Origin of the sequence: Paenibacillus ilasis, from assembly GCF_043195395.1 — a bacterium.
GTDB classification, from domain to species: domain Bacteria; phylum Bacillota; class Bacilli; order Paenibacillales; family Paenibacillaceae; genus Paenibacillus_AQ; species Paenibacillus_AQ lautus.
In genome coordinates this window covers 3,089,034-3,115,233 of sequence record NZ_JBHDJG010000001.1, presented here as the reverse complement: position 1 = coordinate 3,115,233, position 26,200 = coordinate 3,089,034, and the positions used below count along the sequence as shown (strand labels likewise).

Sequence of the window (26,200 nt, the reverse complement as noted above, 5' to 3'; positions counted from 1 at the left end):
TATGGCCATTGATCGTAAAAACGTGGAGCGCATTGTCGAGGCAGTCGGCGGAAAAGACAATATCGAAGCCGCTACGCATTGCGTAACCCGATTAAGATTTGCCTTGGTGGACGACAGCAAGGTGGATTCCCGGGCACTTGATGAGAACGACCTGGTGAAAGGGCAGTTCTCTTCTCAGGGTCAGTTCCAGGTCGTGATCGGACCCGGTCTTGTAGACCAGGTATACAATGTAATGATGGAGATTACCGGCGGTGCCAGAGTATCGAAGGACGAAGTGAAGAACATTGCAAGTAAGAAGCAAAATCCGCTGCAGCGAGCAATCAAAACGCTTGCGGATATTTTCATACCGATTCTGCCGGCAATCGTCATGGCAGGTTTATTGTTAGGGATTAACAATCTGCTTACGGGACCGGGCATTTTCTATGAAGGACAATCGTTAATTCAGGTCCATCCCGAGTGGGCGGACGTAGCCTCGATCATCAATCTGATTGCCAGCACCGCCTTTACTTTTCTACCTGTCCTGATCGGCTGGTCGGCGGTACGCCAGTTCGGAGGCAGTCCGCTGCTTGGAATCGTGCTGGGCTTGATCCTGGTAAATCCGGATCTGCTCAGCGCTTATCAATATGCCGATGCCAAGCTGGAGGGCACGGTTCCGATCTGGAACCTGTTCGGCTTTGAAGTGGAGAAAATCGGTTATCAAGGCCAGGTGCTGCCTGTGCTCGTCTCCGCTTATATTTTGGCCAAAATCGAGAAGCTCCTGAACAAACGCGTCCATGACTCCATCAAGCTGCTTGTCGTGGCGCCCGTTGCCCTGTTGGTGACCGGATTCCTTGCGTTCGTTCTGGTGGGGCCGATCACGTTTGCCATCGGCAATGTCCTCACTTCAGGTCTTGTCAGCATATTTGATTCCTTTGCCGCTCTCGGCGGACTGATCTACGGCGGACTGTATGCACTCCTTGTTATTACGGGGATGCATCATACCTTCCTTGCGGTGGACATTCAGCTCATCGGCAGTGAAGGCGGAACGTTCTTGTGGCCGATGCTGGCATTGTCTAATATTGCTCAAGGCGCCGCAGCGCTGGCCATGATGTTCATTATGAAGGAACAGAAGGCCAAAGGGCTTGCTGTTACATCTTCCATCTCCGCCTTCTTGGGGGTAACGGAGCCTGCCATCTTCGGGGTCAATGTTCGTCATAAATATCCGTTTATCTTCGGTATGATCGGATCCGGGATTGCCGGGGTGCTGCTGGCCATGAACAACGTTCTGGCTTCGTCGATCGGCGTGGGCGGAATCCCGGGATTCCTGTCGATCTTCCCTAACCAGTGGGGCGTCTTCTTCATTGGCATGGCGATTGTACTGGTCATTCCGTTCACAGGCACATTGTTGTTCGGGCGTTACCAGTTGTCCAAGCAGCTTCGACGTCCTGTGAAAGAGAATGCGGCCGACACCGTCACTAGAGATCAAGCGGTAATGGCTGAAACAAACGACAACCGTCAATCAGCGTCATCGTTAACGGAGCATAACCCAACGACGGAAGCTCCCCAAAAGGCTGCAGTCGATATCATGGCGCCGATTAAAGGGACTGTGGTTTCTTTGTCTGAGGTACCGGATCCTGCCTTTGCGGACAAACAGATGGGCCAGGGCATCGCCATCATCCCGTCCGAAGGGAAAGTGTATGCTCCGTTTGACGGACAAGTCGCGCATCTGATCAAGAAAAGTAAACATGCGATTATTTTAACCGATAAAAACGGGGTACAGGTTCTCATTCATGTGGGTATTAACACCGTCTCTTTAAAAGGTGAGGGATTTACCGCGCATGTGGAAACTGGGGCCGAAGTAACCCAAGGACAGCTTCTGCTTGAATTTGATATCGAACGTATTGAACAAGCCGGATTGCCCGTCATTACGCCGATTATTATACCAGATGGACAAGACATTCAAGAGGTTCACGAGTTTGAAGGTGAAGCGATCCCGGGGGAAACCCGAGTACTGCAAGTGTCTCTTGGTAATGGAATCTGACGGTTCCTCTGTTACATGTAATCGTCGCTGGAACATGATACAATAGCTGATGGTGATAATGGGATGACAAACAACATTTATTGGACGCTATACAAAGATTATGCCGATCAGATTGAAACCGGCGCTCTCCAACCCGGGAGCAAGCTTCCTTCGGAAAACGAGCTTGCGGCAACCTATCAAATTACAAGGGAAACGGTGCGCAAGGGACTTAATCTGCTGGCTCAAAATGGTTACATCCATAAAGTAAAAGGTAAAGGTTCCTTTGTGCTGGATACAGGAAGAATGAACTTCCCGGTAACGGGGCTCGTCAGTTATAAAGAGCTTGCCAAACGGTTAGGAAGAAAGAGCCGAACGCTTGTTTACGCAACAGAACGCGTCCCTGCAGGGGAGAGCATTGCGAAGGAGCTGCATACCCGTCCGGACCAGCTCGTATGGAAGGTGATCCGTGCCAGGGAAATCGAAGGGGAGCGTATCATTCTCGATATCGATTACTTGCTTGCCGACATCGTTTCTGGGTTAACGAAGGAAATTACCGGCGATTCCATTTATGAATACCTGGAGCATACACTCCATCTAAAAATCAGCTACTCGAAAAAAATAATCTCTGTTGAGCGTGCCACGGCCATGGACCAAGCCTATATGGATATCGGAAATGATACGCATGTTGTCGTCGTCCGGGGATACGTACATTTGGAAGACACCACGCTTTTTCAATATACGGAATCGAGACATCGATTGGATAAGTTTCAATTCGTTGATTTTGCAAGAAGAGAATCCAATCATGAGCTTGGAGATCAATAGAAGTAATTATTTAGCCGCGATTTCATCGCGGCTTTTTTGCTGTCTTGACAGGCTGCCGTGGATGAGGCTAACAGGGGAATAGAGCTGGAGAATCCAAGGAATGAAAGAGGAAAACTCCTCCTCGATGTTGAAGCTATCTAGGAGTAATTGTCCGATAAATCAAGGTAAAGGAGCCGATAGAACATGGACTTGGGACTGACAGGAAAGGTTGTGTTAATCACCGGAGGAAGCAGAGGCATAGGCCTTGAAGCCGCGGTGACGTTTGCGCTCGAAGGTGCCAAGGTTGCTATTTGTGCACGAGACGAGGAGCAGTTAGCCACTGCGGCAGACCATATCCGGCAAGCAGCGGATATCGAAACGCTAACCATAACAGCGGATGTGACGAAACCGGAGGACTGCATGAAAGCGGTAACCGATACCGTGCAGCATTATGGACAGCTCGATATTCTGGTGAACAATGCCGGAACCGCTGCTGCGAAGCCGTTTGAGCTGATCGATGACGAACAATGGGCATCTGATCTGGATCTCAAGCTATTTGGTGCGATTCGATTTGCACGTGCAGCCGTCCCTCCTATGCGGGAGTCCGGCGGAGGTGTGATTATTAATGTTACCACATCCTGGGCCAAGACGCCGCCTGCTGCGTCCATGCCCAGCAGCGTCAGCCGAGCGGCGGGGCAGGCCATGACCAAGGCCATGAGTCGCGATCTGGCACCTGACCATATCAGAGTAAACACCGTGTGTATCGGAATGATCCGCAGCGCACAGCTTGAAGAGCGATGGAAACGGGAAGAACCCGAACTGACATGGGAACAGTACGCAAGGGACAAGCGGCACAATATTCCGCTAGGACGTATTGGAAACACGGAAGAAGCGGCAAAAGTCATCGTTTTTTTGGCATCTGATGCTGCCTCCTATGTTACTGGAACTTCCATTAATATTGACGGGGGTTCAGCGCCGGCTTTGTAAGTAGATATGGTAGAATTCAATTTTCCATAAATTATATTATGTAAACTACTTAGAATGAGTGGCAAGAGACCATTTGCCGGTGACGTTATCATCATGATGATGTCGTAATTTTATATATGATTTGTCGCATAGTTGGACTAAAAAAATGAGTGAGATGTGATACCTTATATGTGGATGTCATGGCCGCTAAGTTCTTATCCGGAGACCGAAGAGACGTTGTGGCAGAATTACATACATAAAAGCCCGCCTGCTCTTTAAGACGTCATGGATAGGCAGGACTTTATAATTGATTATTAAAAAATAATGAAAAGTGATGGTGATGATTCATGTCAAAAGTTTATCGTATTGGAATTATCGGCTGCGGCGGTATCGCAAACGGGAAGCACCTGCCGAGCTTAAGCAGATTAAACAACGTGGAACTCGTGGCATTCTGTGATATCGTCCTTGACCGGGCGGAAGCGGCTGCTAGCAAGTACGGTATCGAGGAAGCAAAAGTGTACGGCGACTATAAAGAGCTGCTGCAGGATCAAAGCATCGATATCATTCATGTTCTGACGCCTAATGACTCGCATGCCGAGATTTCCATTGCTTCGCTTGAAGCAGGTAAACATGTCATGTGCGAGAAACCGATGGCCAAAACGGCTGCGGATGCCAAGCGGATGATGGAAACCGCGAAGCGCACAGGCAAGAAATTGACGATTGGATACAATAACCGATTCCGTGAAGATAGTCTTTATCTGAAACAAGTATGTGAAGCTGGTGAACTCGGAAATATTTATTTTGCCAAAGCTCATGCTGTAAGAAGAAGAGCTGTTCCGACTTGGGGCGTATTTTTGGATGAGGAAAAACAAGGCGGCGGGCCGCTTATCGATATCGGTACGCATGCTCTCGATTTGACCCTCTGGATGATGGATAATTACAAACCGAAGATTGTCCTCGGTACCACATACCATGAATTGTCCCGCAAGGAGAACGCGGCAAACGCTTGGGGACCATGGGATCCTGAAAAATTCACCGTAGAGGATTCCGCGTTCGGCATGATTGTCATGGAGAATGGCGCGACCATTATGCTGGAATCCAGCTGGGCGCTGAATACGCTGGATATCGATGAAGCCAAATGTACGCTGAGCGGTTCGGAAGGCGGAGCCGACATGAAGAACGGTCTTCGCATCAACGGCGAGAAATTCAGTCGTCTATACACAAACGAAATCGAATTGAATTCCGGCGGAGTGGCGTTCTATGACGGTAAGAAGGAGCAGGCTCCGGATGTTGAGATGAGAAGATGGATCGAGGCAATCGATCAGGATAAAGATCCTGTCGTTACCCCGGAACAGGCTTATGTTGTATCTCGCATTTTGGAAGCTCTATACGAATCCGCAAAACTCGGCAAAGCCGTTTACCTGGACTAAGTTTTATATTCATAGGATGATTTAATCATGCAAAAGCCCTGAGAATCAGGGCTTTTTTTATTCGAAACATGCTGAATCTAGCAAACGGGTTATGTATTTCGGTGGAATGAGATATAGATTTACGGGAATAATAAGCTCATGACATAGCGAAGGCAGGGTATATGAAATGATATTTATTTATAATGATTACGGTGGAACGCATACAACCTCGCTGGCAGCAGCGTATCATCTAAATAAATTACCCACGAATCGGCAGCTTACAACAGAAGAGATTCTGGCGGTGGACTACTTCAATAAACTCAATACTTCCGACATGGGCAAACTTGTTTTTCACGGGCTGGATGAGAACGGGAATCCGGTGTACACACTGGGACGGGGCTCATCCAAGGTTGTCATTCCAGCTTTAAAAAACCTGAGTCTGATCCTTCAAGACAAATATCAGAACACGGAGCCCATCGTGTATTCCAACACTTCACCTACCGTTCCATTGGTCATGACGATCGGGGGATTTTTGACCAAAAGATTGAAATTGAGTTTTGTCGGCGATCCTTTATTGGTCGCAGGCGCGAAGCAATGCTGCAGCAGCATCCGTGAACTGGTTCTACATACCAAACAAACCGCAGCCGCGAGGTCCGGAACGGAGTCCGTAATCGTTATGGAGAACAACAATTTCTCTTCTTCTTAGCCATACGAATCGCTTCATTCATAGGAGAAGGTAAGCCTGGATTCCACAGGGTTGCCTTCTTTTTCGTTGCCAGAAAAGATATGATCTCAAGTTATCTGGTATAATTTAGGAATGAATCGATTGGTGTTGAACCAATCGCAATGTTTGTGCCGATTCATTCAGGCTGAGTTCTGCGCATGAAGCCCAAATACGTATTTCATATTCATGGTGATCACATTCTTCAGAGGAACGTTATCCCTTCGCGGAAGTGTGCTAGCGGCCATTTTCAACGCCTTGATTGTCATTATTATATATGGGCTGACCCAACTGATCCAATATATAAATCACATGTTGTATAAGGAACTGAAACGCATGATGAAATAGGGCGCTTAGGCCTTTAAGAACAAGCATATGCGTATACTAGAGCGTCGTGGGGGCCGCAGTACCCTGCATCTAAGTTTGATGACGAATAAAAGAATGATGTCCGGGTCAACCGACTTTCTGGATGTCGTTTTTTTCGTTTGTCCGCGAAACAATTTAACGAAAAATCAATCGATTTTCAGGTGAGCCGCGTCTTACTTTATGAGTAGATGATATGGCGGCTAATTTCCCATTACCCAAAGACATAAGAAAGGGGGACGGTGGGGTGGAGAATACGATGAAGGAAGTCAAGGTCTCGGATTCAAAGGAGATGGAAGAAGAAACTTTTTTCAACCATTTGTCAAGCGAACAACGGAAATTATACTCCATAGCATTCAGTTATATGAGAAACGAGGCCGATGCGCTGGAAATCGTGCAGGAAGCGTCCTGCAAAGCTTGGATGAAGCGCAAAAAGCTGAAGGATGAGCAGGCGTTTTCCCCTTGGCTGATCCGGATCACGATCAACTGCTGCATGGACGAGCTCCGGCGTAAAAAACGCGTATTTCCGGTCGAGGCATTGAGGGAAGAGGCTGCGCAGGAAATGCAAAGCAATGATCGGATCGATCTTGAGCAGGCATTGGATCGGATGAAGACAAAATATCGACACGTCGTGATGCTGAAGTATTACCAGGATATGACCACGGCAGAAATTGCAAAAGTGCTCAAAAAACCGGAAGGCACGATTAAAACCTGGCTGCGTGAAGGGCTGAAGCAGCTTCGGAACTACGTGTAAGGATAGGGAGGCGATAATACCATGCTGGACAAAGAACAGCGCGTACTTATGAAAGATTCAACCATATTGAATGAGAAAGCCAATTCCCTCCCGGAGTCTAAGCTTTCTACTGCAGTGCGGGGGGGAATGGAACGGGGGAGGAAGTACGAAATGCGGCGCATGTATTCTTACGGATTGGGAGCCATGGCAGCAATGACTGCAGCAGCTCTCCTCATGCTCACGGGGAACGGATCTCCATTTACGGGGAAGCAGGACCGTCTTGTCCTGACGTCCAGTATCGGCAGCGTCCATAGTCTGGAATCGTTCCCGGCTGAACGGATTAAGGATGCCTCGCTGAGGAGCGCGCTTGAACGAGGTCTCATACAACCAATTAACCAGGCCATGGAGGAAAAAGGATATCGCGTCGAGATTCTGGGTGCTGTATCCGACGGCCGGAAGTCCTTTGTTCTCTTTAATGTGCTTAATCATAGTGACAAAGAGATCATCGTACGGGATTTCACGCTTGATTATGGAGGTTACGAAACCCCGTCAGTTGGAGCCATGATAGCCAATATGAGCGGGAGCGGACAGATTCCCCCAGGGCAGAACTCCTATTATGCTTATTCCACGAATCTTTTGCCAACGGATCCTTACACGAATAAGGCAAGCATTCATATTACCTTATCCGATACATCGGATCGAGCTTTGAACTCTAGCAGTAAGAAGTACTTAACCAGCATGGACTTCTCTCTGGAACTCGAACCCAATATGTTTGAAGACAATGAACGAGCTTATTACCCGGATCGTACATTGAAGGTAGACGGACAGCGGATTAACGTTCGCCAATTGCTGTTTACGCCTCTGAACACCTATGTGGATTTGGAATATGACCAAGCCAATGAGAAACAGATTTTTAAATTGCTTAATCCGGTTCTAATCGGAAAAAGCGGGGAGCATACCGAGAAGTTATATTATCCTCAATCGATCTCAAAGGATGACACCAAAGTTACGCTGGTTTACAAGAACAGCCAGCTGGATCAATTGGATACGACCTCATTCAAGACGTTTGGCATCGCGGCCGTGAAAAAGGACGAGATGAACATCGTCGTTGATCTGAAGAAGAAACAAATCATCGATGCACCGGACGAGCGTCTGCGAATGCTCCCGTCCGATCAGGAAGCTGGCGCAGGAGAAGTATATTTTCAGCGCATTCTCGAAGAAGCTCAAGCAGCAGAAAGCTTCGGGATGTGGCTGGAGGACAGCTTCACCGATGCCTCGGGGGAGAAACATAACAGGTTATCGCCAGAAAGCAGCAGTCACAGCGGACTCCTGACGTCGGTTAAAAACGATACCATAGAAGACAATACGACCTATAATTTTGGGGAGGACGCGCTTGAGTACCCGCAACCGCTTACGATAGGGGTCAAACAATACTGGATTCCGATTAAGGATCGTCAGGCTATAGAGCTGCTAAAGAAATGAAATAGTTAAATTTTATAGATATACGATTGTCCCCTCATGGCAGAAAGAGATCATGATCCCAGTGAACTCTACATTGTGACTATGGGGGATATTTGTATTTGTTATGAAAGCGATCCAATGTAAGTTTACAGCTTGTTTTCTTCGGTAATAATGTGGGAATAGCATCTGTGAGAGAAAGGATGTTCCTATGCGGTATCGAAGAAGAACTGGCCATTCCATCAAAAACAACGCTAAAGATACCTCACCGGCTAATACATCGACATCAGATCCCGATGCTTTAAGCCCGGACATAAAAAGCAATCTAAAGCATATCAGAGCAGCCCTCGGTAACAGTACCGATATCGTGATCAGGGAAATTCCGCTGGATGAAGAGGAGATACACTATATCGCTATCCTCTATACGGACGGCTTGGCTGATCAAAAGATCATTTCGGAATCCATCATGATGGTCGTAGCTGATACTGCTAAATCCCTGGTGAGGGAAGATACGGAACATCCGAAGCCTTTCGATGGGCAGAAGATATTAGAAAACATTTCATTTATCAATCATGAGATTCACTCCATTTATGATTATAAAAAGTTGTTCCATTCCTTATTGTCGGGAGACACCATTTTTCTGGTAGATGGATTGGATCGAGGCATCGCGGCAGGTACACGGGGATGGAAGGACCGCGGGGTCATGGAAACGTCGGCGGAAAATGTCGTCCGCGGTCCGCGCGAATCCTTTACGGAGTCGCTGCGAACGAATACGGCCTTGATTCGTCGAAAGATCAAGGATCCCCATCTGTGGATGGAAACAAAGCAAATCGGTCGAGTTACGCAAACGGATGTCGCCATGATGTACATCGATGGCATTGCAAACGAAAAAATCGTCGAGGAAGTCCGAACCCGGCTTGGACGAATCGATGTAGACAGCATTTTGGAGAGCGGATATATCGAGGAACTGGTCCAGGATAAGACCCTGACTCCATTTCCCACAGTGTACAATACCGAACGTCCCGATGTGGTTGCTGCCGAGCTGCTGGAAGGCAAGATTGCGATCATCGTGGATGGCACCCCATTTGTTCTGATCGTTCCGGCCCTATTTGTTTCTTTCTTGCATGCTGCGGAAGATTACTATCAGCGCGCGGATATCAGTTCATTCCTGCGGATGCTGCGCTACCTGAGCATATTCGTTTCGTTGCTTGGACCTTCCCTCTATATCGCCATAACCACCTTTCATCACGAAATGCTACCGACCCGGCTCCTGTTCGGGCTGGCTGGACAACGTGAGCAAATCCCGTTTCCCGCTTTTGTCGAGGCCGTCCTCATGGAGGTTACCTTCGAGATTCTGCGGGAAGCAGGCGTGCGGCTTCCCAAAAATATCGGATACGCTATTTCCATCGTAGGAACATTGGTCATTGGGCAAGCCGCCGTCGAAGCGGGGATCATTTCTCCCGCCATGGTCATCGTGGTTGCCATAACGGCCATTTCCAGCTTTGTCGTTCCATCGTTTAATATGTCCATTGCTTTTCGGATGCTCCGGTTTCCGTTAATGGCGCTTGCCGGATCCTTTGGTCTGTTCGGCATCCTTGTCGGGATCATCGCTCTTATTCTGCATTTGTGCAGTCTCCGCTCGTTCGGAATCCCGTATATGTCGCCTTTCGCACCGTTAATTCCGGATGGGCAAAAAGATACGATATTGCGGCTGCCCCATTGGATGCTGATGAACCGTCCCCGACTGATCAATCAGAACAACGAAAAGCGCAGAACAAGCACACCTCCCCAAAAATCGCGGGAGTAAATGCAGACCAGCGGGAAAGCGAGTGAAATGGATGAAACGGATAGTGGCGTTGATTCTTCTACATATCGTCATCACTCTTCTTTTAAGCGGTTGCTGGAACCGGAGAGAATTGAACGAACTGGCCATAGCGGTAGCCGCAGGGGTTGATTGGGTGGACGGCCGCTACCGTTTATCGGTCCAAGTCGCCATTCCCGGGCAGCTTACCGCCAAACGAAGCGGAAGTCCCCAAGCGCCGGCTACACTGTTTACAGCTGAAGGAGATACCATATTTGAAGCGGCGCGTAGGATCACCCAGATCAGCCCGCGAAAAATTTATTTTTCCCATTTACGGATGTTTCTGATGGATGAGGCGATGGGAAGGGAAGGGATAGGCAAAGTTCTTGACCTATTGTCTAGAGATCACGAATTCAGACCCGATTTCTACCTGGTCGTTACCAAAGGAGCAACGGCGGAGGAAACCTTGAAAATCATGACGTCTATGGAAACGATCCCTGCGAATAAACTCTACGATTCCTTGCAAATCTCAGAAAAGGTATGGTCACCCAGCATGGCTGTAACGCTGGATCAAATAATAAACGACATCACCAGCAGCGGAATACACCCCGTTCTCACAGGACTGGTGATCACAGGGAATCGGGATCTCGGAAAAACGAAGAAAAACGTAGAAAATATTGAAACACCAAGCCAATTGAAATATTCGGGGCTTGCCGTTTTCAAATTTGACAAACTGATTGGCTGGTTAAACGAGAAGGATAGCAGAGGTTATCGACTCATAAAGGGGCACGTGAAAAGCTCTGTAGCTTTTGTTCCCTGCCGGAATGACGGAAAGGTTATCTTGGAGACGCTAAGGACCGATGCCAAGTTGAAGGGAAGAATCATTCAAGCCCGACCCGAAATGGATATCAAGATTCGTATGGAGGGAAACATTGGCTCTGTGGAGTGCAGCGGCTTGGATCTGTCGCAACCTGCGACCGTGAGGGATCTCGAAGCCGACATGGAAGAAAAAATAACCCAAAGCTTGGAGTCTGTTATCAACAAAGTGCAAACGGAGTATAAAGTTGACATATTCGGCTTCGGGGAAGCTCTTCGCCGTTCGCATCCGAAGGCATGGAAAGAAATGAAGGACGAGTGGAACGACCGATATTTTCCGAACCTCGAGACCCATATTCAAGTGGATTACAAAATCCGGCGAACCGGTACAACCAATGATTCTTTTCTAAATGATCTAAAGGAATGAGGAGAATTGATGTTGAATATCGCGATTATTGCCGTTTCGGCCACCATCCTAACCTGGCTGGAGCTGCCGAGGATGCTCCGGGAAAAAGAATACAGGGAAATCTGGGGGTTTACTGTATTCATGATCATGGGCATTGGAATTAGCGTGGCCCAAACCATCATGAACGATATTCCAACCCCTCTGGTTTTGTTAACGATCGTATTCAAGCCGCTCAGTGATTGGCTCTCGGCCATCGGTTTGATCCAATAAGAAAAGGAGCGGACAAGATGCCCGTAGTCAAAATTTCATTGCGCCAGGTCAGCATTTTAACCGCCATGTATACGATCGGAAGCGCTATCCTTATCGTTCCTTCGGGTACGGCTAACATTGCTAAGCAAGATGCATGGATTGCCGCTTTGGTCGGGATCGGTCTCGGATTCATTATCTTGGCGCTGCAGCTGCAATTGTCCAAAAAGTATCCGGAAACGAATTTGATGCAATTGTCCGAGAAGCTTTTAGGGAAATGGATCGGCAAAACGGTAAACTTTCTGTTATTAACTACATTACTCCTAAGCGGCCCCGCTTGGGTGTTACACGAAATTAGCGACTTCATGACCATCCAAATGCTGCCCGAAACCCCGATTCAGGCGATCATTTTCCTCTACGGGGCCCTTGTTGTCCTGGGGGTGCGTTTGGGGCTCGAAGTGCTGGCCAGATCTGCGGAGATACTGTTTCCATGGTTTCTTCTTCTGTTTCTGTCCATGAGCATTTTATTATTGTCGGAGATTAAATGGGAGAATGCACTTCCCATTTTCGAATCGGGTGCCAAGCCTATCTTCCCTGCCGCAATCTCTTTCGTTAGTACTGCGTTTTTGCCGCACATCGTGTTGATGATCATCTACCCGGGGGCCGTTAACCGCCCGGCGGAGGCATACAAAGCCGTATATATCGGAAGCCTAATCGGAGCGGGGGTGCTTTTTACGATTATTGGTTTAGCGATTTTGGTCTTGGGTCCGGACATGACTGCACGAAATATGTACCCAAGTTATATGCTGGCCAAAAAAATCAATATCGGTAATTTTCTTCAGCGTATTGAAGCAGTCATGGCGGTGATGTGGTTTATCACTTTATTTTTCCGAATCTCTTTGTACTTTTACGCCATTGCGATCGGCGTGAGCCAGATATTTAATATCAAAAATTATCAGCCGCTGGTCGTGCCGTTAGGCTGGATTTTGGCTGCGGTTTCCGTCTTCATATATCCGAATGTTCCATTCAAGGTAGAATGGGATACAAAGACTTGGATACCCTATACAATTACGATCGGATTTATATTCCCGCTACTGTTGTTCTGCATGCATGGGTTGCAGAAAATCCGGTCCAAAAAAACCAAAAAGCACTCGGATTCCGTCTGAAACTATTTTAGGGATAGGTGCAGGATAACGAACCCGTTGAATGGCAGCCGTCTAGTTATAGACGGTTTTTTATATTGCAATCAATTCGGGGAAAAAGGACGGTGACCCGGGAAAAGGTACCTTCCATGTGGAGGAAATCGGGATGGTATTTCTTGAAGTGCACCTATCTGGAAGTCCATCGATCTTCTATGATCAAATGGGAAAGCGCTAACAAACATCAGCGGCAATGATGAAAGGAGGAGGCGATTACTTAAGTAATAACTAATCAGCTTTAGTCCGAATGAATGGTGAATGCTGCTAATGAATTCGGAAAGCGAGGCCTATTATACGCGAAAAGGAGAAGATGTGATGAAGAAAAAGAAAAGCGTGCTCTTGATGCTGCTGGCTGTCCTGCTAGTGGCAGCTCAGACTCATTTTGTTCCACTCCAAACGTCCCTCGTACATGCGGCGGGTAACGACCTTGCAAGCAAGCCTTATATGGGGTGGAGCAGTTACAGCCTGCAAGTGTACCATACCGGCAGTTGGATCACGGCCGATCATATTAAAGCGCAGTCGGATGCGATGCATGAGAAGCTGCAGCCGTATGGATACAATTACATTAATGTTGATGCGGGATGGAACGGCAGCATGGATGAGTACGGCAGACCCGTTCCGAGTACGACGCTATATCCGGACGGACTTCAGGACGTGATCGATTATGTCCATGCCAACGGCCAGAAGTTTGGACTGTATCTTATTCCGGGACTATCCCCGCAAGCGTATGAGGATAATCTTCAGATTTACGGCACGACCTGCCGAATGCAGGAGATTGCGGCTCAACCACTGCAAAAGTCGGATTATTGGGGGCTCGGATACAAGATCGATTTCTCGAATCCCTGCGCGCAAAAATATATCGACTCCATAGCGGATCAACTCGGCGAATGGGGAGTCAATTTTATTAAGTTTGACAGTGTAACGCCGGGCTCCGGTATATCCGACTTGTCGATGGATGCCCGCGACGATGTAAAAGCTTGGTCGCAAGCACTCAAACGCCACAATATTTGGCTCGAATTATCTTGGGCATTGGATATCAATTACGTAGACTATTGGAAAGAGTATGCCGACGGCTGGCGCGTGGATTGGGATATCGAATGCTATTGCGGATCGGAAGCGCTTACGACCTGGCCCAGCATAGCCCGTCTGTTTCCGAAAGCGGAGCAGTGGTGGCGGCATGCCGGACCCGAAGGCTGGAACGATTTCGATTCCTTGAATGTGGGCAATGGCGAAATGGATGGGTTGACAAAGGATGAACGCCAATCGGCAATGACCTTTTGGGCGATATCCTCCGCACCGCTCTACATTGGAGATGATATGACGAAGCTGGACGATTATGGCATTGAGCTGTTAACCAACGAAGAAGTGATAGCTGTCAATCAGGCTGGCCGTCCGGCGCATCCCATATCCACGGAATCCGACCAGCAGGTATGGTACGCCAACAACGGCGACGGCAGTTATACCGTTGGACTGTTCAACCTTGGAGACAAGAGCGCTGAGGTTGTCGTTGACTGGAAGGCCATTGGTTTAGAAGGCGCTGCATCCGTACGCGACCTGTGGAGCCACACCGAGCTCGGCATTTTTCAGGATGGATATCGTGTCGAATTGCCTTCGCATGGCTCCCGATTGTTCCGCGTTTCGGCGCAAGATGGCTGGGTTGCTGTGAATGATGATGATACCGGCATGAGATACAGCGGGAATTGGTCACGTAACCGCGGTTTGGAATTGGCGGCGGATATGCAAAATCTCGTGATTGACGTGGTTGACGCCAAAGTGAATGGAAGTACAATCTATCCGTCAATGGCAAGCTTCGATAAGATGGCATCTGAACAAAAGGATGTAGAAGTAACCGTTGATTGGAACGACAACCATGAGATTAGTCGAATATCCAACGGCGGCCATGATCTGGTGCCTCTAACAGACTATACTGTGAACGGTAACAGCGTCAGCATCCATAAAGCATATTTAGCGAAGCTTCCGGTAGGTACAACTAATCTGACATTCACGTTCCCCGCTGGCGCAGCGCAGCAGCTCGTACTTACGATCCAGGATACGACTGTACAGGATAGCAGGGTATATCCACCTGTTATCAGCTTCGACCGAAATGAACGGTTAGCTTCGGATCGGACCGATTCCCATCTGGCCATTGCGTGGAACGGGAATACGCTGAGTGCCGTCACGAACGGCAACACAACGCTCGAGTCTGGTACGGACTATACGGTTTCAGGCAATCAAATGCTGCTGAAGAAGGCGTATTTGGCTTCTCTGCCTGTGGGAATGTCCGAACTCGGTTTCACGTTTACGAACGGTAAGGCACAACGTATAACCATAGCGGTAAGAGATACTTCGTCAGGCGGCGTTATTTCGCTCAACGATGACGATCCCAACATTAAGTATACGGGAGCCTGGAACCGCAGCTATAATCGGGGGCTAGGGGATTACCGCGACGACGTTCATTTTGCCGAGAAGGATGGAGAACAGTTCGAATATACGTTCCAGGGCACGGGCGTTGAGCTTGTAACGGAACTGGATCCTTCACAAGGCGAAATGGATATCTACGTAGACGAAACTTTTGTTCAAACGGTGGATACTTCGAATGCCGGTCGGTTAGCCCAGCAAACGGTTTACCATCTGTCCGGCCTGGAGAACGGGACGCACACGGTTAAAGCGGTAAAAAAATCCGGCACGTTCATGCTGCTGGACCAAATCCGTATTCTGGTACCCGATCTGATTACGCCGTCTGCCGTTCGTTACGATAAGGCGGGTTCAGCTCAGGGTGACATATCCGTCACGGCTGACACATACGGACATACGTTGAGTAGGATCACGAATGGTCAAATAGAGCTTGTAAAAGACAAGGAATATACGGTATCCGATCAACAGGTGCTTTTGAAAAAGTCTTATTTGGAAGCACAACCAATCGGCATGTCCGAGCTTCTGTTCTCATTCAGCGGAGAAGCTTCGCAAACACTTGCATTGACTGTGGAGGATAGCGCGGCCCAAAACAGTCTGCTGGACATGATGGAAGTGTCGTTCGATAAAAATGAGGCAACCCAGCAGGATATCGCGGTCGAAGTGGTTTGGAACGGAAACACGCTTACCGGTGTATCCCAGCGAGGCAACGATCTGGACTCAGGCACGGACTATTCGGTAAAAGACAATCAAATCGTGTTGAGCAAAACCTATCTTGCAGCACAGCCGGTTGGTCAATCCTATCTGAAGTTCTCCTTCAGTGGGGGTGCACCGCAAACCTTGGTTATTGAAATACGGGATACAACACCGCCGAACAGCACCATAATGCCTAACCTGGGCAGCTTCGATAAGAATGCTGATGCACAGAATGTCGTTACAACCACGATGGAACTTAACGGCAATCAATTGGCTAGTATCATTCATGAATCTTCGGAACTGGAGGCGGGTACAGATTATATAGTCTCCGGTAATGAGGTTACCATCCTGACGCCGTTTCTTGAACAACTGCCGCTGGGGACAGCGAAGCTTGAACTAGGATTTAGCTCGGGCAAACCACAGGAGCTTGCCGTGGTTGTCATCGATACCTCCAGAGGACGCTATGCGACCGTTAACGATGACGATCCTGCTGTGAAGTATGTGGGCGCATGGCAGCACAATAGAAACCGGGGGTTGGGCGATTACAAGGACGACGTACATTTTACCGAGAAGAACGGCGATTATTATGAATTCAAGTTTAAGGGAACCGGCATCGAGATTATCACTGAGAAAGATAACGCTCAAGGCGATATGGATATCTATGTTGACGGTGAATTCCAACAGACGATAAGCACATATGCTGCAGAGAAGAGGGTCCAGCAGAGCGTTTATCATATTGCAGGCCTGCCGGACGGAGAGCATACGGTGAAAGTGGTTAAAAAATCCGGCTACTACATGCTGCTCGACCGTTTAAAATATCGGGTTGCCGATTTGATCGGGCCGGATTCGGCCGTCTTTAACAAGAGTGGCGGCAAACAGAAGGATATCGAGATCAGCCTTCACATTGACGACACCAATCTGCTTGCGATCCGTCACGGCTCCACTGTCTTGAAGGAAGGCAAAGATTATAGCGTATCAGGAGAAAAAGTAAGGATTAAGAAATCTTACCTGGCGAAAGCGCCAACCGGAACGAATGTGTTTGAGTTCCAATTCCGTGGCGACTACCTGAATGACGTGAATGCTACTGGGCAAAATGGCGATTATTTTGAGTATACGTTCCAAGGCACGGGAGTGGAGCTGCTGACACCTAAAGGACCGGATCAAGGAAAGATTGACCTGTACGTGGACGGCAAATTTATGAAGACGATAAATGCTCACCATGACAGCCGCCAGACAATCCAAAGTGTCTATCGTCTGAACGGGCTTAAGGAAGGCACACATACGATTAAAGGCATCAAACGCTCCGGGACTTGGATGATTGTGGATCAGTTAAAATTCAAGGTATTGTGAGATGGATGGAGATGAATTTGTGGAGATCTTAAGACGTATGGAGTAAGCTGTAACAGGAGAAAAGCCAGCCTTTCCAGGCTGGCTTTTCATGATGCGCCGTCATGTTATGAAATCGCTCAGGCTGCATTACAGGAAGACTATTGTCCTCTATGCCAAATCCTTAGGTTTATCACCGATCAAGCCCAACAAAAACATTTGAGAATAAGCGTAACCTTTATAGGTCTTGGATAAACACGAAGGAATCGTGAGATTCAGATCCATATAGGTAGTCAAGATTAATTGTGTGAACTCCTTCTGGTTCGTCAAGGAAAACTCCTGCAATTGTTTGGCGAATTCCTTGCTAACATGTTCTCTTCCTCCAAGTGCTTGCTGTAATTGGTAACCAGCCAAATATAACTCAGCAGCTGTATCTTCATCTGTTCCTCGATGCTCAGCTACATAATTGCCGATCCAGTCGCGAACAAGAGATGAAGGGTCTGTGTTATTGTCCTTCGCAATCTCTTGAAAACTCTCCTTGAGGTCTTTGGATAGACGGATGTGCAGATTGGTATCCATTGGCGTAAAGCCTCCTTAGCGTAGTACATCTATTGTATTCAATTTGAATACACAATGTCAACACAATATATACACATTACAAACAAGATAGCCGAGTTGATATCTCACATCCTATCAAGATTGATGCCGACTGAAACCCCACGTACCTTGCAGTCGTATATGATACATTGTCATCTCTGACATTGTTAACAGGGAGAGGAGATAAACCCGTGGTCAAGCAACGTAAAAATAAACCCAGTAGAACAGGTATACATACATATAAGCGGAATGCGAGAAAACACCGCAAACGATCCGAAGACACCCGCTTCGATCGGTTCTGGTTTCGTATTGTGGAATCGGTCGGATGGATCATCCTGCTCGGATCATTTCTAATGTATTGGGATTCCGCCCGGCTCACGGCCATTATATTCAAAGCTCAGCCGGTCCATCAATTGACATCCGAAACGACAGGCTATGTACGGCTCGAAGGTCAGGCAGGAGGAGAAGCGGTATACACGGATGAAGGCAAGCTTCAGGATCGTTACGCTCTGCTTCAGAAAGAGTCGTTCCGCTGGGAATGCGGCAAAGGTGGTTGCGAATACAAGCTGGATGATAACGGAAGCCACCGATTATGGGGAGGTTCAGAGTTAAACGGAGTAACGGTTCAGGCGGAACGGTTCAGGTTCTACAAGGACTGGCTTCCGCTGAATTTCGCGACGGTTGAACCAAAACAATTATCCCTGATTTACCAAGGAAATTCATCGCGTCCGCTGTTGATGGAAAGCCCCAAAGGCACGGCTTACGGTTATTATGCTGTCTCCCCCGGAGATTGGGTGACGGTAATTGGCCGGGCTAACAAAGGCCATCTGGAAGCCTTCAACTTACCGGGGGACGATACGAAGCAGTCTGTCCTGCTGATCGGTACGAGTGTTGAGCAGATGCTGTCGGAAGAGAGGGGAGTCCAGACCGTGTATTTGATCATTTCTTGTATCGTCGCATTGATGCTGCTCCCTAAAATGATCGGAAGAACCAGGCGAATCACTCTATGGATAAAGGCTAGAAGAACGAGATAGTATGAGCTGCATACGGATTTGGCATGTAAAAAACAAGGAGTACAATGAATTTGCAGCTGCTTGAACAATTGTTCAAAACGAACGTTCAAAATTTAGGATTATTATCGGATAATTGGAATAGCAAATACATGTAGGGTTTGAAGGCACCATCGTCAGGCAAATTTGTGACGAAGCAGGTGTCGCATTAGCGCTTGTATTCTACCATTTCGGAGGAAAGGACAAGCTGCTCTATGTTTTGTTCGAACCGCTTAATGATCATTTTGCGGATCTGTCCTTTAACTTGGAAGAACCGGTCGAGGCGCTTGAAACGTTTATCCGTGGTTTTGTTGCATACCGTTACGATAACGATGAGCTGATTCATATCCTGCAACAGGAAATGATGATGCAAAGTCCCCGGCTCAAGATGCTTTCGAATGCCTATTATCCTTCTTGGGTACATCTAAGAGCCATTACACATTTTCATAAACCAATTGGGTTAATAAAATCAGAGTGAGGTGAGCGTGATGGAGAATGCCATCACCATTGTAGAGTATGATCAAAGCTGGCCTGAGGCTTTTCAAGCCGAAAAAGAAGCGTTGATATCGAGCCTTGGTACCGAAGCGGCAGCAATTGAGCATGTGGGGAGTACCGCGATTCCCGGGCAGGCATCCAAGCCGGTGATCGATATCTTTGTCGGCGTAACGCAGCTGCAGCCGATCGACTATTACGAATCACGGTTCGATCCCGTAAGCTATTCGCATATTCAAACCGGAATGCAAGGAAGATATTTATTCGCCAAGCATACGGAAGGAAGGTGGACACACAATGTCCACCTTATGAAGCATGACGAATTATTCCATACGAGAAATGAAATTTTATTGCGAGATTATTTGCGCAGCCATCGGGAGCTTGTAGAGCAGTATGGTGAAATAAAAAGGAAGGCTGCCCGGAACGCAAAATCCATGGAAGCATACACAAGGGAGAAAACCGCTTTTATTCAGATGGTTGTGGATGCGGCCAGAACGGAGCTCGGTCTTCCGCTGCAAAATGTGTGGGAAGACTAGGATTATAAACGCGCGACCAGCGCCATCATGATGTGCGCTGGTCAATGAAATCAATGGGGATAAGGCGTTTCAAATTCGACGCCGCACGGCCCTCCATTCGGATTGATGTCCAGATTGATCTCCGTACCGTCTTCCCGGAACAGCGGCCGATAGAATGCACCGATCTTGGTAGCCGAAGCGTTGGCGTAGTGGCAGATGAAGGCGCGGCGGAACCGATTGGATTTGTTGCGGTAGGAGCCGTGGATCAGGTTGCCGTTAAAGAACAGCACATCGCCTTTGTCCATGATCGCGGGGAGGACCTGTCTATCCTTGGGCGGCTTCACGAAATGAGTAGTAAACGACTCGTTTGAATCAGCTTCTTCCGGGCACACCAGGGCATAATCACTTGTTTTTGGAACGACCAGTAAACCGCCGTTCTGTTCATCAGCCGCGTCGATTGCAGCCCATGCCGCGATACAGTTGCCAGGCTCGACCTGCAGGTAGAAGTTGTCCTGGTGCAGTGCTTGACCGCGGGAACCCGGAGGTTTGTAATAGAACATGCTCTGAGCCGCAAGCGCCGGTTCGCCATATAAATCGGCCAGCACCTCCATGACAGGCTTGTGCAGCATGTATTTCTTCGCGGTTGCATTAAAGCGGTGCGGATGCATCACACGGGGATAACGCTTCAGCGGTTCGGCAGTTTCATCATCCAACACCGGTTCAAAGTGGCCGGGAACGGTCGTTTGGCTGATCTCCTCAAACGTCGCTTCGATTTCCGACAGCTCTTCTTGGCGGAAGAGCCCTTTTACAATTAAATACCCCTCTGTTTCGAACCTGTGCAGCTGCTCTTCCGTCAATACCTTTAACTTCTCTCGCATACGATTTCCTCCCGTAAGATTATTGTTTTTTCCTGTTGACAATAGAATAAGGTCTGCTTAACTTGAGAGGAAGTATGATATCTGCTTATAATTACCGGGATTCTGCTATTCGAGGTACAGAGGAGGAGAGGTTTGTGCGAACGCCTGACGGACGGGAAGGCATATCCTTAGAAAGTACCGGCACCATATTCGGCGACCATTTCGATCAAGACGATGCTTATCGGCTGCGTCGTCCTCACGGGATGCAGGATTGGCTGCTTGTCTACACGCTGCATGGAGAGGGCTATTTCCGGACGCCTGCCGGGGAGAAACGCTGTGGGCCCGGGGAGCTCGGCCTGCTGCAAGCCAACATCGCTCACGAATACGGGACTGTGCAGGGGAAACGCTGGAACTTCCTGTGGATCCATTATCCCGGGCTTCCGGAAAACAGGCTGCTGCGAAACGAGGAGTTCCTGGTTGAAGCCCTGCCCGATGAACATGTCCGAAGACGTGTCGAGCTAGCATTTCGGAATGTGCTGCAAGATTCGCTGGACCGGTTAGAGCTGTGGGAGGCACTGTGTCAGAACGCCCTGCGTGAGATTTTGCTTCTGCTTGCACAGCGCACGCACAAAAGACTCGATCCCAGAGTCGAGCAGACCCTCGGTCTGTTGTCCCGTTCGTTAAAAGAAGATATTCGAATTGACGCCATATCGCGAGAGATCGGAATATCGGGGTCCAGGCTGGCCCATTTGTTCAAGCAAGAAACGGGGTACACCATCTTGGAGCATCTGAATCAAATGAGGGTTCGCCATGCCGCCTTACTGATGACCCATTCCGGCCGTACGGCGAACGAAGCCGCGCAGGATGTCGGGTTTAACAGTTACAATCATTTTGCCGATCAGTTTCGCAAACAGTACGGGGTTTCACCAAGGCAGTACCGCCAGGCGTGCAAGCCTACATGAATGCTTGGCTTAAGTACTATGAATGAATCATTCCAAGAGAAGCTGCATGCAAGAGCTCCGTTTAGAATCGCTCTGTACAACTTCCCTGATGAGATGTTAACTTATAAGGATGCCCCTAATATAGAAAGAAGGTATTAAGAAAGGGAGCCCCGAGTTCGCCACATCCGTCACCTATCTTGTTCCTGCAACGGCGATGATCTGGGGATATACACTGCTGGATGAACCGATTGGATGGAGCCTGATTATCGGCTTGATTATCATTTTATCCGGTGTATTTATCACAAATCGTGGCGGACGAACACGGAAAGAAAGAGTTGCTGCCGTTCCTAAGTAATCTTCAAAAGTACCAAGTCGGACTGCTGAGAGGCAGTCTTTTATTTTTTTATCCCCTCGCAGTATTTTATATGAATCAATCAAGTTATTCAGGAAATTCGTTATGCACGCAAATTGAGGAAATTCTTAAAGAGCTCCCTAAAGAGGGAATGATGCCGCGAGTGATATGAATCTTTACTTTACGCCGGGCCGCTTAAATTGCGGCTTTTTTTGTCGTTAACCCGCTGCGTTTTGATATTTTCTTATTGGGTTTAAAGCTTGAAAATGCAATGAAGGCTTTGCGATTATTCTACTTCTTTTGCAAAATCCACATGGACCCCTAACAGGACAAATGTAATGAAGCATGATAAATATCGATTGACACCATCTTGGTATTTGCCTAATATACGGGCCAGACGGCCCCCGTCCATGTTCTATCTTCTACTTACAAGGGGCTTATCAATCCATCGAAAAAGGAGGCTCCGTATACAAAAACAAAAGACTGAACGCCCGTTCGATATCCGTCTGCATGTGGAGCGATCTTTCGGGAAGACAACGATTGAATCTAAGGAGGTTATTTATGAGAATTAGAAAGGGTGGCAAGTACCAAGTCTTGATGTTTGCAATTTGTTTTATATTGGCATGCTCGGGAGGCGGTGGTGTCGCAGCTGCTTCCGGGGAGAGCAGGCTGGCTCAAAAAACGTATGGGACACCGGAAGAAATTCTGGTCCCTAACAACTATACGGTGGCCGTGTTCAACGGTACCACCGGCAAGGAAGAGGGCCGCAACGTGCTTTACGCGACCAGTAAAGGGAAGCCGGGTCATCTTAACGTCATTGATCTGGAGGATTATAAACTGCTGCGGAGCATTCCGATCGGACCTTCTGAAAGCTCCTGGGCACATACCACGGCACCGGACGGAACATTGTTCCTTGCGGCTGACGGCGGCGGAGCAAGGCTGTGGAGTTACTCTCCGGTTACTCATGTCCCTGTGCAGGTGGCGCAGTTTGACGGACAGTCGGTCCCGAACAGCATCACTACGGATGAACAGGGCCGTGTGTATGTCGGAACCTATCCCGGCGGCAAAGTGTACCAGTACGACCCGGCTACAAAGCAGACAAAAGATTATGGCCGCGTCATCGGATTGCTTGATCAGGAATATGTGCGCTCCATTGCTTACCAGGGCGGCAATATCTATGCCGGTACCGCACATAAGCAGATCGTACGCGTGAATTTAACGACAGGTGAGAAAACGAATATCGCTGCTTCCTTGCCGGTTAAGGAAGACACCGTATATGACTTGAGCACGATTGATAACCGTTATTTGTTTGCCAGATATACGGACGGAAGCGGCATTCCTGGAGAGGCGTTTATCTACGATACGCAGACGGAAAGCTGGCTGGATGTTGTGCTGGAGAACGTAACGGGACTGCACGCAACGGACTCGCTTGACGGAAAACTGTATTATATGTCCGACAAGAAGCTGAAAACGTTTGATCTTGCCACGCATGAGGTCGAGTTGACCGGAATGGAGTACAACAGCGGATTTCGGGGAGTAGATTGGGTGGAATTTCCGAACAATCCGGAATACCCGGGCAAAAATCTGGTTACCGTCCGATATGACGGCGGTGTTACGATCATGAACATCGACACCAAACAGGTACACCTGATGCCGCCGGTCATTCCGGGTCTGCCCGGCGTTGTAAACCGATTGAAAAGCGTATCCGATACAGAGTTGATCACCACCGGCTCGCAGGCGCGTTCTTCGCTCGTTGATCTGACGGATAAAACGGCGACGCCGTTCAGCATCGGTCAAGCAGATAGTGTTCATGCCGTGGGCAATAAGGTGTATATGGGCGTGTATCCGGAGGGCGGACTGTACGAGTTCGATTTATCGACAGCACCTGGAATGAACAATCCGAAGAGATTGGCCGTGCTGGGCAATGATCAGGAGAGGCTGGTGGATATTTCCAGTTCAAAGGGCAAATTGTACATTTCAACGATTTCCGGTTACGGAACCTTGGGCGGCTCCCTGACCGTATATGACACCGCTACCGGTGAAATAAACGTTCACCGCAATGTCGTCCAGAATCAGAGCGTGCTCAGCACCACGGTTTATGATGGCAAGGTGTTCGGCTCCACGACGATTCGGGGCGGACTCGGCTCCGAACCGACCGAGGCGGAAGCGAAAATCTTTGTATGGGATGAGGAGAAGCAGCAAAAAATCACCGAATTCCCGCTCAGGGTTCCCGGATTGGATAAACCGATATTCATCGGCGATCTTTCCGCCGGTCCGGACGGTTTGATCTGGGGGGCATCCTATGAATACATTTTTGCAATTGATCCCGATACCTATGAATTAGTAAAAAGCAAAAAGGTGTATCCAAGCTTAAACTTCAGCCAATGGGCGCATCACCCGCTGCGTTGGTCTGAGGATGGGTTGCTCTATGTGCTGTTTAACAACAAATTGACGGTCATAGACCCTGAAACGCTGGAACATCGGACATTGGCCGATACCTCCAGATTCGATTTGCATGCTGACGGGAACCTGTATTTCACAGATATGCAAACCAACACGATTCTGTATCGGATGGAAGTTGACGGAGAAGTCGTGGAAGAACCGCCGCATACGGCTGTTCCTGTTACCAATCCGGGCTTCGAAGAGGCTTTAAAGGGATGGAGCCCGCTATTCGCTCCCGGTAACGGTTACCGCTATGATCTCAGTACAGAACGCAGTTTCACAGGAACGAACAGCCTGAAGATTACGGACACGCTGAGAACGGCATCCGTTGCCGTTCAGAGTGATCCGATTCCCGTTATCCCGGGAGAGGAATATACGGCGGGCATGAATCTTTATATTGAATCCGGCCAGCCGGGCTTTATGTTCCGATTCTTTGATAGCAATAACGCGACCATCTCCACCTTGGAAACCCATTTGGATGAATCGCGATTGGCCCAGTGGCAGAAAGTGACGCTTAGAGGCAAGGCGCCGGCCAATGCAGCCTATGCTAAACTGATCGCGGTAACCTCCAGATACAATGTGGCAGCCGCATATTATGACGATTTCTATGTAACGGTAAAAGACAGTGTGCCGCCAGTCTCAACGGTAAACCCATCGCCTTCTCCCAACGAGAACGGCTGGGTGAATTCCGATGTGTCGTTGTCCATCTCTGCCGCCCGTGCCTATTCGATCGAATATTACGCGGAAGGGGCACAACCGATTGAGAAAACCACAGTAAAAGGGAGTACGGCTCAGCTTGAAATCACGAAGGAAGGCGTCACGACGGTCACCTATTCCGCCACCAACTTCTCAGGCGTGCCTGAGGTTCCGGGGACGCTGAAGGTGCAGATTGACAAGACGGCTCCGGTAGTAGAATTCACGGGGGAACGACAGTACACGGTTACCGATTCCGTATACGTCTCATGCAGCGCCGACGATAGCTTGTCCGGGTTAGCTGAGAATCCATGTCTTCGTCCACTGATTGAACGTCCTGCCTATTCCTTCGAGCCGGGATCCCATGATATTTCCGTAACGGCAATCGATCTGGCGGGAAATCAAACGGAAGCGGTCTTTAGTTTCGAGGTGTCCGTGACTTATGATAGCTTGTCCGCGCTTGCAGAGCATTTTGCCGCAAGTCACCCGGGACTCGCACAATCTCTGTCAACGAAACTCCTCCATGCCAAAGAGGCCGAGAATAGAGGAGACTCCTCTGCCAAGGAAGGCATGCTGAATGCCTTTTCCCATGAAGTCAGCGCACAATCAGGCAAAGTATTAACGGGTGAACAAGCAGAAGTGCTTGCCAAACTGGCAGGTCACCTGTAAGCGGGCGAAAGCTCTAGTCCTTCGTAAACACGATACTTTGCTTCTATATCTTCGTCCATATTTTTTAGAAACAGCCGCATGAATCACGCGGCTGTTTTTTGTATTCCATAAAGACAAGTTTCTTCATATAACAAGCATAAAACGATGTTTTCTCTTCCGTTATGATTTGGAAATGCGGTGTCGTCGAAATTTGTCATAACAAATGTGCGGTTTATACATCTAAAGTAGCAATTTTTCGATG

20 protein-coding genes and 1 pseudogene are annotated in these 26,200 nt (G+C 48.5%); 18 read left to right on the top strand and 3 right to left on the bottom strand.

Features of this window, described 5'->3' with window-relative positions; genetic code table 11:
* Position 1 precedes the first annotated feature (1 nt).
* The 12 genes from treP to ACETK5_RS14010 all read left to right on the top strand — a co-directional run bounded on the left by treP (position 2) and on the right by ACETK5_RS14010 (position 17,376).
* Complete coding sequence (gene treP, locus ACETK5_RS14065) at positions 2–2,020, top strand: PTS system trehalose-specific EIIBC component (RefSeq protein ID WP_394056329.1); 2,019 nt, start codon at positions 2–4, stop codon at positions 2,018–2,020.
* 63 nt (positions 2,021–2,083) lie between these two features.
* Entirely contained in the window at positions 2,084–2,821 is a 738-nt protein-coding gene (treR, locus tag ACETK5_RS14060) for a trehalose operon repressor (protein WP_100536797.1), read from the top strand.
* Between the two features lie 183 nt (positions 2,822–3,004).
* Complete coding sequence (locus ACETK5_RS14055) at positions 3,005–3,787, top strand: SDR family NAD(P)-dependent oxidoreductase (RefSeq protein WP_394056326.1); 783 nt, start codon at positions 3,005–3,007, stop codon at positions 3,785–3,787.
* A gap of 326 nt (positions 3,788–4,113) precedes the next feature.
* Positions 4,114–5,196, top strand: a complete 1,083-nt coding sequence (locus ACETK5_RS14050) for a Gfo/Idh/MocA family protein (RefSeq protein WP_326115245.1) — start codon at positions 4,114–4,116, stop codon at positions 5,194–5,196.
* A gap of 166 nt (positions 5,197–5,362) precedes the next feature.
* Positions 5,363–5,881, top strand: coding sequence for a DUF3189 family protein (locus ACETK5_RS14045; protein ID WP_394056324.1), 519 nt, complete (start codon positions 5,363–5,365; stop codon positions 5,879–5,881).
* A 637-nt stretch (positions 5,882–6,518) separates the two neighbouring features.
* Positions 6,519–7,013, top strand: a complete 495-nt coding sequence (locus ACETK5_RS14040) for a sigma-70 family RNA polymerase sigma factor (protein ID WP_100539342.1) — start codon at positions 6,519–6,521, stop codon at positions 7,011–7,013.
* A gap of 21 nt (positions 7,014–7,034) precedes the next feature.
* The gene (locus ACETK5_RS14035; protein ID WP_394056322.1) at positions 7,035–8,474 is read left to right on the top strand and encodes a hypothetical protein; all 1,440 of its coding nucleotides are present in this window, start codon (positions 7,035–7,037) and stop codon (positions 8,472–8,474) included.
* A 187-nt stretch (positions 8,475–8,661) separates the two neighbouring features.
* On the top strand, positions 8,662–10,257 hold the full coding sequence (locus ACETK5_RS14030; RefSeq protein ID WP_394056320.1) for a spore germination protein: 1,596 nt from the start codon (positions 8,662–8,664) through the stop codon (positions 10,255–10,257).
* A gap of 31 nt (positions 10,258–10,288) precedes the next feature.
* On the top strand, positions 10,289–11,494 hold the full coding sequence (locus ACETK5_RS14025) for a Ger(x)C family spore germination protein (protein ID WP_394056318.1): 1,206 nt from the start codon (positions 10,289–10,291) through the stop codon (positions 11,492–11,494).
* Between the two features lie 9 nt (positions 11,495–11,503).
* Positions 11,504–11,743, top strand: coding sequence for a hypothetical protein (locus tag ACETK5_RS14020; RefSeq protein ID WP_100536803.1), 240 nt, complete (start codon positions 11,504–11,506; stop codon positions 11,741–11,743).
* A 17-nt stretch (positions 11,744–11,760) separates the two neighbouring features.
* Positions 11,761–12,885 carry a GerAB/ArcD/ProY family transporter gene (locus ACETK5_RS14015; protein ID WP_100536804.1) on the top strand — a complete coding sequence of 375 codons (1,125 nt, stop codon included), beginning with the start codon at positions 11,761–11,763 and terminating at the stop codon, positions 12,883–12,885.
* Positions 12,886–13,233: 348 nt separating this feature from the next.
* Entirely contained in the window at positions 13,234–17,376 is a 4,143-nt protein-coding gene (locus tag ACETK5_RS14010; protein WP_394056316.1) for a X2-like carbohydrate binding domain-containing protein, read from the top strand.
* 147 nt (positions 17,377–17,523) lie between these two features.
* Here ACETK5_RS14010 and ACETK5_RS14005 read toward each other — a convergent pair whose 3' ends face one another.
* On the bottom strand, positions 17,524–17,931 hold the full coding sequence (locus ACETK5_RS14005; protein ID WP_394056314.1) for a hypothetical protein: 408 nt from the start codon (positions 17,929–17,931) through the stop codon (positions 17,524–17,526).
* 209 nt (positions 17,932–18,140) lie between these two features.
* Here ACETK5_RS14005 and ACETK5_RS14000 point away from each other — a divergent pair, with 209 nt between their 5' ends.
* Both ACETK5_RS14000 and ACETK5_RS13995 read left to right on the top strand, forming a co-directional pair.
* Positions 18,141–18,983 (top strand): hypothetical protein, encoded by an 843-nt coding sequence (locus ACETK5_RS14000; RefSeq protein ID WP_394056312.1) that lies wholly within the window; start codon positions 18,141–18,143, stop codon positions 18,981–18,983.
* Between the two features lie 124 nt (positions 18,984–19,107).
* A pseudogene (locus tag ACETK5_RS13995) lies at positions 19,108–19,164 on the top strand (hypothetical protein); the annotation flags it as partial.
* 3 nt (positions 19,165–19,167) lie between these two features.
* Here ACETK5_RS13995 and ACETK5_RS13990 read toward each other — a convergent pair.
* The gene (locus ACETK5_RS13990) at positions 19,168–19,344 is read right to left on the bottom strand and encodes a hypothetical protein (protein WP_243390648.1); all 177 of its coding nucleotides are present in this window, start codon (positions 19,342–19,344) and stop codon (positions 19,168–19,170) included.
* Between the two features lie 142 nt (positions 19,345–19,486).
* On the opposite strand from ACETK5_RS13990, the gene ACETK5_RS13985 reads away from it, so the two are divergent.
* Complete coding sequence (locus ACETK5_RS13985) at positions 19,487–20,026, top strand: GrpB family protein (RefSeq protein WP_394056310.1); 540 nt, start codon at positions 19,487–19,489, stop codon at positions 20,024–20,026.
* Between the two features lie 50 nt (positions 20,027–20,076).
* Here the strand turns inward: ACETK5_RS13985 and ACETK5_RS13980 are convergent, their stop codons facing one another.
* Complete coding sequence (locus ACETK5_RS13980; RefSeq protein ID WP_394056308.1) at positions 20,077–20,883, bottom strand: phytanoyl-CoA dioxygenase family protein; 807 nt, start codon at positions 20,881–20,883, stop codon at positions 20,077–20,079.
* Between the two features lie 134 nt (positions 20,884–21,017).
* Between ACETK5_RS13980 and ACETK5_RS13975 the strand changes: the two genes are divergently transcribed.
* From ACETK5_RS13975 to ACETK5_RS13965, 3 genes are all read left to right on the top strand, one after another.
* A complete protein-coding gene (locus ACETK5_RS13975; RefSeq protein WP_100536810.1) occupies positions 21,018–21,824 on the top strand; it encodes a helix-turn-helix domain-containing protein in 807 nt (268 codons plus the stop codon).
* Between the two features lie 133 nt (positions 21,825–21,957).
* Positions 21,958–22,158: an EamA family transporter gene (locus ACETK5_RS13970; protein WP_394057437.1), complete on the top strand. Its 201-nt coding sequence runs from the start codon at positions 21,958–21,960 to the stop codon at positions 22,156–22,158.
* 558 nt (positions 22,159–22,716) lie between these two features.
* Positions 22,717–25,959: a hypothetical protein gene (locus ACETK5_RS13965; RefSeq protein ID WP_394056306.1), complete on the top strand. Its 3,243-nt coding sequence runs from the start codon at positions 22,717–22,719 to the stop codon at positions 25,957–25,959.
* Positions 25,960–26,200: the final 241 nt, after the last annotated feature.